Origin of the sequence: Micromonospora sp. NPDC047620, assembly GCF_043205005.1 — a bacterium.
In the GTDB taxonomy this organism is placed as follows: Bacteria; Actinomycetota; Actinomycetes; order Mycobacteriales; family Micromonosporaceae; genus Micromonospora.
Window position 1 is genome coordinate 12,755 of sequence record NZ_JBIDDG010000040.1, and the last position, 14,557, is coordinate 27,311.

Genomic DNA, 14,557 nt, shown 5'->3' on the forward strand with positions numbered 1-14,557 from the left:
CGTGGGCCTGGACGGGCTCGTCAACCCCTACACGATCACTGCGCTGGACGGTGTCGCGTACGGGCTGCTGCTGTTCACCATCGCCGCCGGCCTCACGCTGATCGTCGGCGTGGCCGGAGTGTTCTCGATGGCCCACGGCACCCTCTACCTCGCCGGCGCCTACCTCGCCTGGCACCTCGCCGACGGCGGCTGGACCGGCCTCGCCCTCGCCCTGGCCGCCGCGATGGTGGTGGGAGCCCTCGGGGGCGCAGGTCTGGCCACCGCGGTGCGCCCTCTCACCGATCGGCCCCTGGACCAGGTGCTGGCCACCCTCGGCATCGCCTACATCGCCGCCGACCAGTTCAGCACCGTGTTCGGCGCGGAACCGCGCTCGGTCGACCCGCCCCGGGCGGTCGCCGACTCGGTCAACCTCGGCGACTACCAGTACCCGATCTACCGGCTGCTGTTCATCGCCGTCGGCCTCGCCGTGGTGGTGGGACTGTTCTGGTTCGTCGAACGCTCACGCGCCGGGGCGGTCGTGCGCGCGGTGGTCGCCGACCCGGGCATGGCCGCCGCCACCGGCCTGCGCACCGGCATCGTCCGGACAGGCGTGTTGGTCGGTGGGGGAGTCCTCGCCGTGACCGCCGGAGTGCTCGGCGCACCGGTCATCGGCCCGGCGCCCGGGGTGGACACCACCATCCTGGTCTACTCGCTGATCGTCTGCGTCGTCGGCGGCCTCGGCAGCATCCGGGGTGCTCTGCTCGCCGCGCTCGGCGTCGGGCAGATCCTCACCCTCGGCGTCGCCCTCGCTCCTGGCGCTGCCGCGTTCCTGCTCGCCGCCGCGATGCTCGCCGCGCTCACCATCCGGCAGCGCACCGCACCCCCGGGACGGCCCGCATGACCACCACCCTCACCCCCACGGGCACCCCGACCCGCCGACCGCTTCGGCTGCCGCCCTGGAGCGCGCCCACACTCGGGGCCCTGGGCCTGGCGGCGGCGGTGGCGTTGCCGTGGCTGGTCAACGCCTACCTCGTCTCGCTTGCCGCCACCGCCCTGGTCATGGCTGTGCTCGCGATGAGCGCCCAACTCCTGGCCGGGCTTGCCGGGCTTGCGCCGCTGGGACAGGCCGCCTACCTGGTCGTCGGCGCGTACACCGCCGCGAGCATCGCGACGCTGACCAGCCTCGGCCCGGTCCAACTGCTCGCGGCCACCGCCGCTGGGGCGGTTGCCGCCGCTGTCACCGGTTGCCTCGCGGCGCGGGCCCGGGGCACCACTTTCCTCATGGTGACCTTCGGCCTGGGCGAGCTCGTCCACGCTGCCGCGAACCAGTGGGCACCAGGCGGCAGCGAAGGTGTCCACACCCCGCCCGTCGTCGCGCTGCCCGGCCTGCCGGCGATGGTCCGGCCCGGCTGGGTGTACCTGTACGTGCTGGCCTGCACCCTGCTCGTCGGCGCCGCCGTGGCGGTCCTCGTCCGGACCCGCTTCGCTCTGCTGCTGCGCGGCGTCGCCGCCCACGAACCTCGGGTGCAGGCGGCCGGGCAGCACACCGGCCGGCTGCTGCTCGCCGCGTACACGATCGCCGGTGGCATCGCCGGCGCGGCCGGCGCGCTGGCCATCGCGGTCACCCGATATGTCTCACCGGCCGACGCCGCCATGGGCATCTCCGCCCTCGCCCTGGCCGCCGCGCTCATCGGATCCGGCAGCATGACCGGCGCCTGCGCCGGAGCCGTCCTCCTTGTCGCCGCCCGGGATTGGGCTAGCGGCCTGCTCGGCGGTCACGGGCCCACCCTGCTCGGCCTGTGTTTCCTGCTGCTGGCCTATCTGCCACGGCACCGCCTGGCCGGCCTCACCATCCGATTCCCGAGGAGGCGGACATGACCAGCGCGCTGCTACGCCTGGAGGCCGTCAGCCGCTCCTACGGTGCCCGCCGCGCTGTCGACGACGTCAGCGTCGACCTGCGCCTCGGGGCCCGGCACGCGATCATCGGCCCCAACGGCGCCGGAAAGAGCACGCTGCTGCACCTCGTCGCCGGCACCCTGCGCCCCACCTCCGGCCGCATCCACTACGCCGGACACGACATCGGTCGTTGGCCGGCGCACCGCCGCGCCCGCGCCGGCATCGCCCGCACCTGGCAACACCCCGCCCTCGCCCGCCCGCTCACCGCCGCGCAGAACGTACTGCTCGCCGTCCCCGGACAGCGCCTCACCGCCCTACGGCCCAAGCCGCGCGCCGTGACCGCCGCCCACACGGTGCTGGCCCAAGTCGGCCTAACCGCGCACGCCGACCGGCCCGCCGGCCAGCTCGCCTACGGCGACCAACGCCGCCTGGAGATCGCCGTCGCGCTGGCCGCCCGGCCCCGGCTGCTGCTGCTCGACGAACCCTCCGCCGGCCTCGCCACCAGCGAGATCACCCGCCTCGCCGAGCTGATCCGCGCGCTGCCCGCCGACATCACCGTGCTGCTGGTCGACCACAACCTCGACTTCGTCGCCGCCGTCGCCGACACCGTAACCGTGCTGCACCACGGCCAGCACATCGCCACCGGCACCCCCGCAGCGATCCGCGAACACCCCGACGTGCGCCGTGTCTACCTCGGCGTCGACGCCTCCACCAGCCCTGCATCGGGCAACGCCCCCGACAGCCCGACCACCACCGCCGCCGCAGACGGGACGCCTGTCCTGCGCGTGCGCAACCTGCGCGCCGGCTACAGCGGCGCGTCCGTGCTCACCGACATCACCCTCGACGTGCGAGCCGGGCGGGTGACCGCGGTCGTCGGCCGCAACGGCGCCGGCAAGACCACCCTGATCAACACCATCGCCGGCCTGCACCCCAACGGGCCTGGCACCGAGATACACCTGAACGGGCACCTCGTCACCGGGATCCCGGCACGGCGTCGCGCCGGTGCCGGTATCGGTCTCGTCCCCCAGGGCCGACGCCTGTTCGCCGGACTGACCGTCGATGAACACCTCACGCTGCCCCGACCGCACCCCAGCCGATCCAGGGCCGTCGACTCCCGTCAGGTGCTCGACCTGTTCCCCGCGCTCGCGCAGCGGCGCCATCACCGACCCCACCAGCTCTCCGGCGGCGAGCAGCAGATGCTCGCCCTCGCCCGCGCGTTGGTCGCCGCCCCCGACGTGCTGCTGCTCGACGAACCGTCCGAAGGACTCGCCCCCGCCGTCGTCGGCCAGCTCGCGACGATCATCACCGGCCTCGCCGCCTCCGGCACCGCCGTTCTGCTCGCCGAGCAGAACCTCGCCCTAGCCTGCCAGGTCGCGCACGACATCGCCGTGCTCGACCGCGCCCGCATCATCCGCCACGTCGCCACGGCCGACATCCGCGAGTACCCCACCGAGCTCCACGACCTGCTCACCGTCCCGACCACCACACCGACACCGTCATGACTGCGAACCGCGATCATCACCGAACCGGCGAGGCCACCCCCGTGCCTCGCCGCCGTCCACCCGGCGCGGCGGCCCGGCCGCGCCCGGTGGGCACCGCCACCCGCACGGCACACCCCGCAGCGGGCGGCGGCGGGTGGTTGGCGACGCTGACCCGAACACCGTCGCCAACCACCCCACCCCCCGCCAACGTCCGGCCGGTGACGCTGTGAGCGACGACGACACCAGCCTGTGGCTCCTCACCGACCTGGCCAGCTGCACCACCTGCTGGCAGCGCCTCCAGCCCTACACCTGCGCGCGTCGGCGCTTCTATGCCTGCTTCTGCTTCACCCTCTACGACGCCGGACATCTGGAGGCCCTCGTCGTCGGACACGCCGCCGCACACGACCGGCGCACCGCCACCGAACGACCCCTCATCACCTACCACCGGTGGCACCAGTCCACCCGGGCAGACCTGCGCCAGCACCTGCTCCGCCTGGTCGACCACGCCCTGGTCCACACACCACACCGCGTCGAGCTGCGCTGGCACCCTCACGTACCCGGTCCCGCGATGACCACCCCCCAGCATCTGATGCCGCCGGCATCACCCGCCACGCCGTCACCTGGAGGAACACTATGACGATCACGCTGCCGGCCCATCCCGGGCCGATACACCAGCTGCTCAACCCGAGCATCCACACGGACCTGGACCGACTCGACATCAGAACCAACCAGCGGGTGCTGGAGATCGGCGCCGGCACCGGCGAGATCACCGCCCGTCTGGCCCAGCTCGTCGGCCGCTACGGGTCCGTCACCGCCGTCGACGCCGACACCAGCCAGCTCACCGGTACTGCCGTCATCGACGTCCACCAGCGCGACCCGAACCGAGACCTCCTGCCCGGCCAGGCCGACAGCTACGACCACATCGTCGCCCGCTGGCCCAACGGCACCCTGCGCGACCCGGCAGACGTGGTGGAGCAGTTGATCGCGCGGCTGCGTCCGGGCGGCTGGCTCGTCCTCGCCGACATCACACCCACCCCACCCCGGATCTACCGGGCCCCCGACGACGAGACCGGCACCCTGATCTACACCGTCATGCAGCAGGTCCACCGCGCCATCACCGGCCCGGACGGCGGAACCTGGACCGCCGACCCCGAAACCCTGCTTCTGAGCCACGGCATGGTGCAGCACTGCATCCACGCCGCCACCGAAACCTGGACCGGAGGCGGCCCCGGATGCCGCCTCCTCGCAGACGTCGTCGCCCACCTGCGCTCCACCCTGAGCATCACGCGCGCAGACGCCGACCGATTCGGCGACCTCATGACCGACCCCTGCGTACTCCTGGGCTCCTACGAGCGTCGGGTCATCCACGCCCGCAAGGGCAACTGAGGGCGCCAGCACCATGACGCACCTGACCCTCCCCGCGCGCCGCCTGCTGACCGCACTACTCGGCAGTCTCGTCCTGCTCACCGCATGCCAGAACGACGGCACTGCCACCTCACGACCGGATGCCGCCCCGCCAGCCGCACAGCGGCCGGCCAGCTCACCAGCTACGGCGGCCACCGCCGCCGGGCTCACCGCTCGGCAGCGCCTGGAACTGCTCGCGAGCACCATCAGCGCCGCACCCGCTGACACCACCGGAGAGTTGCCCTACACCTACCTGCATCTCCAGACGTGGGCACGCCTGACCAACACGATCGTCCGCACCGACGTACGGCGCTGGCGGCATGACGCGGACGGTTCCGGCCGAGAAATCATCCGCCGGGCACCAGACCTGCGAGGCGTGGACCACCAGCCCACGCCCGAGGAACACCGCGCCTTCAGCCGAGCCCCGCAGCGTTCGCTCCGGTACCTGGCCGGACAGCTACACCCCTACCTTCCTGGGGGCGTCCCGGCCGACCCCGGCAAACTGGCCAACCTGCTGGCACCGCCCAAGCTGGTCAACGAACCCGCCTACCCAAGGCTACTGACCGGCGGCGTCGTCGGAGTTGCCACCAGCCACTACCTCAACCAGCAGCAGCGAGCGACAGCCCTACGCGTCCTGGCGATGGTCCCCAACATCACGTACCGGGGTACGACGACCGACCTCGCCGGACGGTCCGGCCTGTCCTTCCAGGTTGCCGCCGACGGATCAACCTCGACGTTGGTCATCGACCCGGCCACCGGCGAGTTGCTTGCTGCGAAGGAGTGGATCGACGGCGGGCGCCGGCCCGGCCTGTTCTCCTACATCCTCCTGCTGGATCGCGACCGTGCTGGCACCGACAGCCCCACGTCACCCACTACCGCCGCGGCCGTGACATACCCGCGGTGACAAGCCGACCGGTCGCCGAGCTCTGGGGGTAGGGCGGCTACCGGTCCTCCGTGGCCGGCGGCAGCGGGCCCCCCGCCCCCTGCCGCCGGCCACCCAACCAGCGAGACGACAAGCAGCAAGGAGCACGACGTGACGCACCGAATCCGGGCCGCCCGATGGGTGGAGAAGGACCATGTCGCCGCGGTGATCGCCGAGGCCCTCCAACCCACTCCCATCGCCGCCTGGCTGGTCCCCAACGAGGAGCAGCGCGGCCGTGTCCTGACCGATGTCGCCGGCATCTGGGTCGAACACGCCATGTTCTACGGCGACGTCCACGTCACCACCGACCTCGCCGCCGCCACTGTCTGCTTCCACCGGTACCGGCCCCTCCCACCACCGGCCAGCTACACCACCCGCCTCGCCACCGCCGCCGGCCCGCACGCCGACCGCTTCCTCGCCCTGGACGACATCATCGCCAGCCGGCAGCCGACCGACGCCCACTACCATCTCGCGTACCTTGCCGTGCACCCCACCCACCAGAGGGCCGGCCGGGGCCGGGCGCTGATGGCCCACCTCCGCAGCCGGCTCGACCACATCGAACTACCGTCATGGACTGTCACACTCCCGGCCGGAGAACACCTCCTCGCCCAGTTCGGATACGAAACCGACCAACCGATCGTGGGCCCGACCGACGGTGTGAACATGCAACCGATGAGCCGTAGCCGACACCAACGCACCGAGACGGTCACCGCCCTCCGCCCGGCCGGCAGCCGCCAAAACTCCCAGGTCTGACGCCCGGTGCCCTAGTCATCCGTCTGATGGCGAGACCAACCGGATGTACCAGGATGGGATTGTGGTCGCCGAACCGACGATGCTGCTCGTCCACAGTCCGCTTCTCACCCGGGCGACGTGGGACGCCCTGCGGCCGCATCTCGAAGCGGCGGGGTGGCGCGTGGCGGTCCCGGACCTTCGCCCTTTGGTCGAGGCACCGTCCTTCCATGCGGCGGTCTGCGCGGCAGCGGCTGCCAGCGTCGCCCCGGGTGCGCCCACCGTCGTCGTCGGCCACAGCCGCGCGGGTGCTTACTTGCCGGGCATCGCCGACGCGGTCGGCAGCGACAGGCTAGACGTCGTCTTCCTGGACGCCCGCCTGCCGCACCCGGGCAGCAGCTGGGTTGGATCACTGCCGCCGGAGCGGGCCACGTGGCTGCGGAAGATGGCGGTGTCGGGCCGGCTGCCGACGTGGGACACCTGGTTCCCCGCCGGCTCCCTCGACGGCCTCCTGCCCGACCCCAGCCAGCGGCGCCAAGTGCTGCACGGCCTACCCGAACTGTCGTGGAAGGTCGTCTCCGAGGTGCTGCCCACGCCGGGCGGGGCATGGAACTCCGCCAGGCACATATACCTCCAGCTGAGCGCTGCGTACCAGTCCACGGCAGAGCAGGCGGAAGAATGTGGGTACCGGGTCCGGTGCCTGGACGCCGATCACCTGGCGATGGTCACGCAGCCCGCGATGGTCACGGATCTACTCCTGTCGGCATTGCGGGCATAACCCACGCCCACCTGGTCCTCACCAAGGGCGACAACCACCGCCCCGCCGAGGCCCTTGCCGGCAAACCGCCTGCATGGCAAGGGCGACGAAGTCCGCCAAGTCTCCGTGCCAGCTGCGGCCCGCGACCGGCTCACCGCCTGGATCCGCTAGCGCGGCAGCGAGCCGGGGCCGCTGTGGACCGGTCAACGCGGCCGGCTCACCACCTCCGGCATCACCCAGATCGTCCTCGCCGCCGGTGCCGACGCCGGGCAGCCGGTTTGCGCCCCCACCGACTCCGCCACACCTACGCCACCCGACTACGCCAGGGCAGCGCCGATCCCGCCCAGGTCCAAGCGCTCGACGAGAACAGCCGCTCAAACGGGGCATGATCATCCTGCTCAACGCTCACCCGACCCCCTCCGGCATCCCTTTCACTACTACTCATGGCGCCAACCCGTCAGGCGTTACAGGCCGGCTCAGGAAATCGCGCAGAAGGGCACCGCCTATCGGCGACGTTGCTGGCCGCCTGGTCTGGGCGTCCGCGGCACTGCCCGGTGCCGTTCACGACCTGACTGCTGCCCGCACCCACGGCATCATCGACGCCCTGACCAGCCACGACGTGATGACCTTCGCCGATCGCGGGTATCAAGGCGCCGGTGGCAGCGTCCGCACGCCGTCCAAACGCCGCCGGTACCGGCCAGGACTGTCACGACGGCAGAAGGCCATCAACCGCTCCCACGCCCGTATCCGCGCCCGCAGTGAACGCCCCATCGCCACGCTCAAGACCTGGAAGCTCCTCGCCAAGCTGCGCTGCTGCCCACGCCGGGCCACCCCCAGTCGTGCAGGCCATCCTCGTCCTGCACACGTCGAGAACCCGACCTACCCCGGTTGAACAACGCTCAACGTTTCGCCGACTCCGTCGCCAGGACATCAGCTGTCATCGCGGATCTCTAACCTCAACCGGCACTTCGCGGCTGTCCCGGAGGCGGCCGCCTGTCCCGCCGGCCACGCCGAGGACAGCCCCATTTCCCACGCCAACCGTCACCGCAGCGACTTGAATAGCGGTATGCAGGTCATCAAGGACGGGCGGAGTTGGCGGATCGGCACCGCCATCGACGTGGAGTGGATCGCCGGTCACACCACTGCCGGCATCTCGATCACCACCGCCATCCCGCCAGTCTTCGACGCCTACGCCACCACGCACCAGGCCGACGACGTCACCGCCGCCGCCTACGAGCACGCCCTGGTCGAGAACCTCGTCACGCATACCCCCGAACAGCCCTGGTGGCTGGCATACCTCGACACCGGCGCCCACGACATCGTCTTTCCCCACGCCCCCAGGGTGTCGCTCTACTGGCACTGGCCGTACGTGCTGGTCGAGGCCGGACCCGAGCAAGCCCTCACCTGGCGCACCGGTGGTCACATACGCCACCCCCGCGGATCGCTACCCGACCTGTTCTTCCCCGCAGACCGATCATGGCTGGTCTCCGCACTCTGGGACGACACCTGGACCTGCGTCGGCGGCCCGGAACCGCTGATCAACACCCTCCAACGCGACCCCCTGGCCAACGCCCGCCGGGTACGAACCGACGAAGACGCGCTGCCACCGGGACTGACCCGCGAGTGACACCCAACGCCTGACCCCGGTCGCGCTACCCCAGATGGAAAGCGCTCAATCACCAAGAATGTCACCGAGGCCTGGTCTTGGACGACGGTCTGATGTCACGTTCGCCCGGCACCCCGAATGGTCCGGGATCAGATCGGTTCACGTGCTCGGGGCGTGGACGCAAGATGTTACGCACCCGCCATGGCGTCAAGGAATAGGCAGCCAGTCCGGATGCGAACAGTCCAACGCTTAGCAGCAGACTTGGCAGGTCCCCGGCCTCCTGCGCCGTGAACTCCCACCAGCGGAAGCCTTCACCGCTGCTCGGCCCCCAGTAGAGCAGGACGCAGACAACGCCACAGGGCGCGACCCAGGTGTAGTTCCAGCCCAATATCCGTCCTGAGATCAGTGCCAGCCCGAGCCATGCGGGCAGGGCTCTCGCGATGAGCGGTATTGCCTCAAGGTTCGCGCCTAGCGCAGCGCCTGTCAGAAAACACACGCTGGAGGTGACGGTGGCGCCGGCCAGTACGGCGTTTCGTAGCCGGTGGTAGGACCTTCCGGCTGCTGCTTCGAGCGCCTCCATCGGGCTGGCCAAAGTGAGCGCCGGAACCAGTGCCGCGCCGACAGCAAGCAGTCGCCATAGCGGCACCGTCGATCCTCGGCTGTCGCTCGCAGCAGGGGTGGACGCTTCGAAGGAGCCCCAGACCGCAGCAACCACCGCGAGCACGATCACGGTGGCGAGCAGCCAGAGCGACTTGCGTGCGGAGAGATACGTCCGGACAAGACCAAGCCGCAGGGTGCGATCATCCAGCACGGCAAAAACGCGCCTTCGTCTCACCGATGAGAGTAGTCGCCCATTCCGCCTGATCGTGTTCGGACCGTTCTGCCGCGATCGTATGGCCAGTCGCCCAGGCCTGCTGCAACGCGCCGCCCGCGTTGGTGGTGTAATCGGGTGTGCCGCCACCCGCGAGCCGCCATTCGAGCCAGGCGAAAAACTGATCGCGGCGGCGTTCGGGATCGCGGCGCTGTTCGTGACCTCGGGCATCGGCCACGGTGTTGGGCTTGCACTCGGCGAAGACGTTTTCTTCGATGGCCCGTGCTACGCCCCGTGCCAGGGCCCATGGACTGCCTTCGGAGATGTCGAACTCTGGGGGGAAATCGCCCTCCAATTCGATCGAGGTGTCCAAATCGAGCCATCGTGTTGAGCCGGACAACGCGTAGTCCACCACCCGATCTGGCAGGGTCAGCCCGGCAGGGAGCGCGGCGACGCGGGCATCCACCGCTTTGACGAGGGGAACGTACTTCGCGTGCTCGGGCCACAGGCAGTACTTGATCGCACCTCGCACGCACAACGGCTTCGACACCGGCTCGCGGTAGCTGACCACATTGGTGGCATGCGCCGCTATCAGTCCGAGTACGGCCGCGAGCCCGAACACGGCCTGTGAGAGGCGTAGGCGGTGGCCGACCGAGCGCCACGGTAGGGCGCAGACTGCTGCAGCGAATGCGAGCGTGGCCGCCATCCGTAGCCCGACCGAGGTGAGGCTGACCTCGAGCCACGGTGGGCCGGCCATCCGCACTGCGTTGGTTGATTCGGCGATCACTGAGGCGAGGATGAACCAACTGAGCAGCGCGCAGACCGCCGCGAGTCGGGGCGTCAGTAGTCTGCCGACCAGCCAGCCCCACGCCGCTGCGAGCACGAGGATGACGATGCCAAGCAACATGTAGGGGAAGTACATGCCGATGCCGGGCGGGAGGGTTGACGCCGTGGCTCCGAAAGCGACTCCGGCGACCACGACGTACGGGGCAAGCAGCCACAGTAGCGTGGTTGCGAAGCGGGCCACCTCAATCCTGAAGGGCTTGCGCGCGGCGGCGGCGAACTGCTCGTGCAGGCCCCTCAACTGGCCTTGAGCTGCCGTCCATGCCGCCATCCCCGCAGCGAAATAGCTCAGGAAAAGGCCGCTGACCTGCGCCGCCGCACCGGTCTCGGGCCAGATCCCGATCCAGAACCTGCTGCGACCAAACAAGATCGCAATGCCCAGGACGCTGAGCGGGAAGAAGGCCCAGCGGCCCGTACTGGACCGCAAATGCAGCCAGACCGCGTTCATCGGTCTCGCTCCTGTTCAGGTAGCAGAGCCATGTAGGCCCGCTCCAGAGGAGCATGGCCGGGCATCGACGGATCATCGAGAGCCTTCAGCTCATCAGTTGAGCCATCAAAATGGATCTTTCCGTCGTGCATGACCAGCACCCGGTCGCAAATCGCATCGACGTCGTCGATGAGGTGCGTGCTTAGCAGCACAGTGGTGTCGATCAGGCTGGCGATGACGTCGCGGAACCGGAGACGCTGTTGCGGGTCGAGCCCGACGGTGGGCTCGTCTAGCAGCACAACGCGCGGGCTCCCCACGATGGCCCAGGCGATCGCGGCCCGCTGTCGCATACCGCCTGAAAGGCTGCCCATCTTCTGTCTGGCACGATCGGCGAGCCCCACATGTGCGAGTGCTTCCTCCGCAGTGTCTGCCAGGTCGCGCGCGGCCAAGCCCCGCAGCCAGCCGCCGTACTGCACGAAGTCCCGCACGCGCATACCCGGGTCGAATCCGAAACGCTGCGGCAGATAGCCGATCTGTCGTCGAGCCAACCGGGCCTCGGCCTCGGACGCAACCTCGCGGCCATCGATAGCCAGCCGCCCCTCACGCGGCGGCTGAACAGTGGCGAGGGTGCGCAGCAGCGTAGTCTTGCCTGCCCCGTTGGGCCCAAGCAGCGCGGTCACCCCCGGCCGGAGTTCGAGGTCAAGGCGTCTGAATACGAATTGGAGTCCGTATCCTTGCGAGAGTCGGTTGGCGGCGAGCACAGCCTGGCCTTTCATGCGGACGGGGCCACCCGAAGGTGGCCCCGCAAGGGTAACTTAATTAGCTAAAGCCTCTGCTTGTCGGCGACGAGCGAGTGTTTCTCTATCCGGCGAGCGCGCACTGTGAACCTCCGCAAGACCGCCCGGTGGCGGCTTGCCGCGACCTCCAACCCGCCGGTGGAAGTTGCATCGCCGGATGATTCGATCACGCTCTACCCTTCATCCAGATGTTGTCGCGCCACTCTTTGGCATAGAGGACGGGGCTCGCAGTCAGCGTCCACGCATGCCAGCCGTAAGTGAGGCTGAGGCATTAGGCCGTCCGCGGTCCTTCAATAATTCACGGCTCAGTTCATCGGCTGCCCACAACAACCTTACGTCGGCGTCACTCTTCCGCGTCGGTGGGCAGGTCGTCGGGAGGCGCCTGCGGGATCCGGATGAGGCGGTCGTCTTGGGTCAGGGTGAGGACGACACGGTTAGCGAACTCGAGCAGGATGTTTCGGGCGAGTTCGTTGTCGACGGCGATCACCTGAAGAACGCCGCGATACTGGTCGGTAACCCGGCTTAGCAGCCGGTAGACATCGCGAACGCGGTCCAGGTCGAAGCCTTCGTGGCCGCTGTTGGCTGATAGGCCGTCAAGGATGAGCAGGCCGGGGAGGGGGAGGTTGCGGTCGATCGCCACGGTGTGGTGCGCGAGCGCGTGCGCGATGTTGACCAGGGTTTTCAGGCCTTGGCTGGATAGCTCGTCGAAGCTGCGGCCGGCAACCTCGGGTTCGTAGGTCTTTCGGTTGATCTTTACGGTGAGCTCTTGCCCGAGGTCGGGAATGTGTAGTTCCTGGAGGTATTCGAGTATTCGTCGTTCGAGAGCGAGGACGTTGTCTTCGGCGTCGAGCTGGGATAGCTCCTGGCTGTGGATGAGTGCTCTGAGATCTGCCTGTCGGGCTTCGAGCGCTTCGCGACCAGCGAGTTGTTCCTGGTGGCGGTGCAGCAGGGCGGCGTACTCGCGGAGCCGCTGAATTTCCGCTTCGAGCTGGGCCTGCCGCGCGGCGTAATGTTCGATCTGGGTCACTCGGTCAGAAATGAATGCCTGGGTGTGCTGATCGAGGCCGGTGGTCAATTCGATGATGAGCTCGTCCAGGTGGGCGGCTTCCCGCTGAAGGCTCTTCTGGGCCTGTTGGCGGCCCTTGATCACTTCGTCGGTTTCGCTGATCTGGCTCGCGATGCGGTCTTGCTCGGTGAGTAGCTGGGACTGTGATGGTGCTGGTCGTGGTTCTTGAAGGCAGAGATAGCACAGGTGAGGGGCCGTCCGTGCCGCGTCAATGTCGTTGCCGCAGCGGGGGCACACGATGAAGTCGAAGTCCACCAGCCACTCGTCGGCGACGATGGCGCGAGTGAGCCTGGCGGATTGGCTGGATAGCTGCCGGCGCAGGTCGTTCAGGTCGGCGATCTGTGCCTCCAGCCGGGCAAGCCGGTCGGTGACATCGGCGCGCCGTGTCCTGGTGGCCAGGAGGGTCTGACGTAGTTCCTGGACGCCGGGCACCTCGCCGGCGGCGGTGCCGAGGGCGCGCCGTTGGGCGACGATCTGTTCGAGATCGGCGGTTCGGGCGGTGATTTGGAAGTCCAGGGCGTCCGCGTCGGCGAACGGAGTGTCGGCGAGGAACTTCGCCCGGATGGTGGCGTCGTGGTCGAGGGAAGCCAGTTGCAGCTCCACGCGCCGCAGCTCGGCGTTCAGCCGTGCAAGTTCTGGCTCGTAGTAGCCGTATGCCAGCTCGAACACCCAGCGGCGCTTGACGTTGCGCCATTGCCGCTTGTGGCCGAACACCTCGGTGTCGAGTTCATCGCCGGTGATGATGCAGTAGCCGAGCCAGTCGGTCATGGTGACCGGTGTCAGCGTGCCGGTGGGTTCGGTCCGTGCCTGCGGCACGCTGATGGCCGGAATGTGGAGTTGGTCGAGCAGGAAGGTGCTGTAGGTGCGGTCGGATCTGGCTACGGGCAGGCGGAGGGCGATGACTTCGCGGTCCGGATCGGGGTGTACTTCGCTGACTTCGACCAGCGCGTCACTGGTCGTGGTCCGGGGGCGGTAGATTTGCCAGGCGCGGCTACCCAGCATGACGTGCCCTCGGACGGCCTGGACGTAGTCGACCTCGGGTGGCAGGCCGTCTGGCATGGTGCCGAGCATTGCCCGGATGAGGCGGACGAGCGTGGTCTTGCCGGTGGTGATGTCGCCGATGATCAAGTTGAGTCCGGGGTTGAACGACACCTCGCGCCCGCCGCCGACCAGGTCGACTTTGATCAGTTCGAGCCGGTGTGGGTGCGACGTCGGCGCGGCGGTCGCGTCGGGCTCCGGCGGTGCCGGTGTCAGTCGGGTCACGTCAGGTCCTCGTGCCAGGTGGCGTCGGCGATCTCGGGCAGTTCGTAGAGGTAGTTCTTCAGCGTGTTGCCGGACTTGTCGAGGTGCCGGCGCAGCAGTCGCAGCCGAAGGGTGATGTGGGTGAAGCTCTCGTCCGCGCGAAGATCCGAGGCGAGTCGGGCACCGGATGCGGAGGTCCGGTAGCCGAAGCCTTTGCCGGGCAGGGGTGCCACCTCGACCAGCCCACGACCGATGAGTGAACCCAGCACCGCATAGTAGGACGGGTCCCACGGACCGTAGCGGTAGCGCATCATCCGGGCATCCAAGGGCGCCTCGTCCGGATCGATTCCTTCAACCTGATCGGGGCGGGCGCCCTGGGCTAGCAGGACTCGTCGTAGGTGGCGCGGATAGCGCAGGAGGAAGTCGAGCTTGGCCAGCTTCACCCTGCCTTCTAGGTAGCGGACCTGGTCCCTCCCCTTGCGGCTGAAAGCGTCTATCAGGAGGAGAAGTCTTGCTTCTGCCTCCCGAGACGGGCGGAACCTAGCCCGAGCCGACGGCCGGGGCTGCGCAGTTGACGGCCCGCCGTTTCCACCGGTG

At 69.1% G+C, this 14,557-nt stretch carries 14 protein-coding genes and 1 pseudogene; 10 read left to right on the top strand and 5 right to left on the bottom strand.

Translation table 11 applies throughout. From position 1 onward, the window contains the following. Position 1 precedes the first annotated feature (1 nt). The 10 genes and pseudogenes from ACGF5C_RS31025 (at position 2) to ACGF5C_RS31070 (ending at position 8,795) form a co-directional block, all read left to right on the top strand. Positions 2-880 carry a branched-chain amino acid ABC transporter permease gene (locus tag ACGF5C_RS31025; RefSeq protein ID WP_393307373.1) on the top strand — a complete coding sequence of 293 codons (879 nt, stop codon included), beginning with the start codon at positions 2-4 and terminating at the stop codon, positions 878-880. Then, positions 877-1,857, top strand: a complete 981-nt coding sequence (locus ACGF5C_RS31030) for a branched-chain amino acid ABC transporter permease (RefSeq protein WP_393307375.1) — start codon at positions 877-879, stop codon at positions 1,855-1,857. The genes ACGF5C_RS31025 and ACGF5C_RS31030 overlap by 4 nt, the downstream gene beginning before the upstream one ends. Further along, entirely contained in the window at positions 1,854-3,377 is a 1,524-nt protein-coding gene (locus tag ACGF5C_RS31035) for an ATP-binding cassette domain-containing protein (protein ID WP_393307377.1), read from the top strand. Before ACGF5C_RS31030 ends, ACGF5C_RS31035 begins: the two co-directional genes overlap by 4 nt. 205 nt (positions 3,378-3,582) lie before the next feature. Then, entirely contained in the window at positions 3,583-3,993 is a 411-nt protein-coding gene (locus ACGF5C_RS31040) for a hypothetical protein (RefSeq protein ID WP_393307379.1), read from the top strand. After that, positions 3,990-4,742: a class I SAM-dependent methyltransferase gene (locus ACGF5C_RS31045; RefSeq protein WP_393307381.1), complete on the top strand. Its 753-nt coding sequence runs from the start codon at positions 3,990-3,992 to the stop codon at positions 4,740-4,742. Before ACGF5C_RS31040 ends, ACGF5C_RS31045 begins: the two co-directional genes overlap by 4 nt. A gap of 13 nt (positions 4,743-4,755) precedes the next feature. Beyond that, positions 4,756-5,664, top strand: a complete 909-nt coding sequence (locus tag ACGF5C_RS31050) for a hypothetical protein (RefSeq protein ID WP_393307383.1) — start codon at positions 4,756-4,758, stop codon at positions 5,662-5,664. A 129-nt stretch (positions 5,665-5,793) separates the two neighbouring features. Continuing rightward, positions 5,794-6,435, top strand: a complete 642-nt coding sequence (locus ACGF5C_RS31055) for a GNAT family N-acetyltransferase (RefSeq protein WP_393307385.1) — start codon at positions 5,794-5,796, stop codon at positions 6,433-6,435. Positions 6,436-6,727: 292 nt separating this feature from the next. Next, positions 6,728-7,189, top strand: coding sequence for a hypothetical protein (locus ACGF5C_RS31060; RefSeq protein ID WP_393307387.1), 462 nt, complete (start codon positions 6,728-6,730; stop codon positions 7,187-7,189). Positions 7,190-7,673: 484 nt separating this feature from the next. Continuing rightward, positions 7,674-8,031 (top strand): annotated as a pseudogene (locus ACGF5C_RS31065) (transposase family protein); the annotation flags it as partial. A gap of 203 nt (positions 8,032-8,234) precedes the next feature. Continuing rightward, positions 8,235-8,795 carry a hypothetical protein gene (locus ACGF5C_RS31070; protein ID WP_393307388.1) on the top strand — a complete coding sequence of 187 codons (561 nt, stop codon included), beginning with the start codon at positions 8,235-8,237 and terminating at the stop codon, positions 8,793-8,795. 61 nt (positions 8,796-8,856) lie between these two features. Here the strand turns inward: ACGF5C_RS31070 and ACGF5C_RS31075 are convergent, their stop codons facing one another. The 5 genes from ACGF5C_RS31075 to ACGF5C_RS31095 all read right to left on the bottom strand — a co-directional run bounded on the left by ACGF5C_RS31075 (position 8,857) and on the right by ACGF5C_RS31095 (position 14,403). Next, positions 8,857-9,585: a hypothetical protein gene (locus ACGF5C_RS31075; protein WP_393307390.1), complete on the bottom strand. Its 729-nt coding sequence runs from the start codon at positions 9,583-9,585 to the stop codon at positions 8,857-8,859. Continuing rightward, positions 9,575-10,876, bottom strand: coding sequence for a hypothetical protein (locus tag ACGF5C_RS31080; protein ID WP_393307392.1), 1,302 nt, complete (start codon positions 10,874-10,876; stop codon positions 9,575-9,577). The genes ACGF5C_RS31075 and ACGF5C_RS31080 overlap by 11 nt, the downstream gene beginning before the upstream one ends. Continuing rightward, complete coding sequence (locus ACGF5C_RS31085) at positions 10,873-11,631, bottom strand: ABC transporter ATP-binding protein (RefSeq protein WP_393307394.1); 759 nt, start codon at positions 11,629-11,631, stop codon at positions 10,873-10,875. The genes ACGF5C_RS31080 and ACGF5C_RS31085 overlap by 4 nt, the downstream gene beginning before the upstream one ends. 364 nt (positions 11,632-11,995) lie before the next feature. Then, entirely contained in the window at positions 11,996-13,981 is a 1,986-nt protein-coding gene (locus ACGF5C_RS31090; RefSeq protein ID WP_393307396.1) for a hypothetical protein, read from the bottom strand. After that, complete coding sequence (locus tag ACGF5C_RS31095; RefSeq protein ID WP_393307398.1) at positions 13,978-14,403, bottom strand: hypothetical protein; 426 nt, start codon at positions 14,401-14,403, stop codon at positions 13,978-13,980. Before ACGF5C_RS31095 ends, ACGF5C_RS31090 begins: the two co-directional genes overlap by 4 nt. Positions 14,404-14,557: the final 154 nt, after the last annotated feature.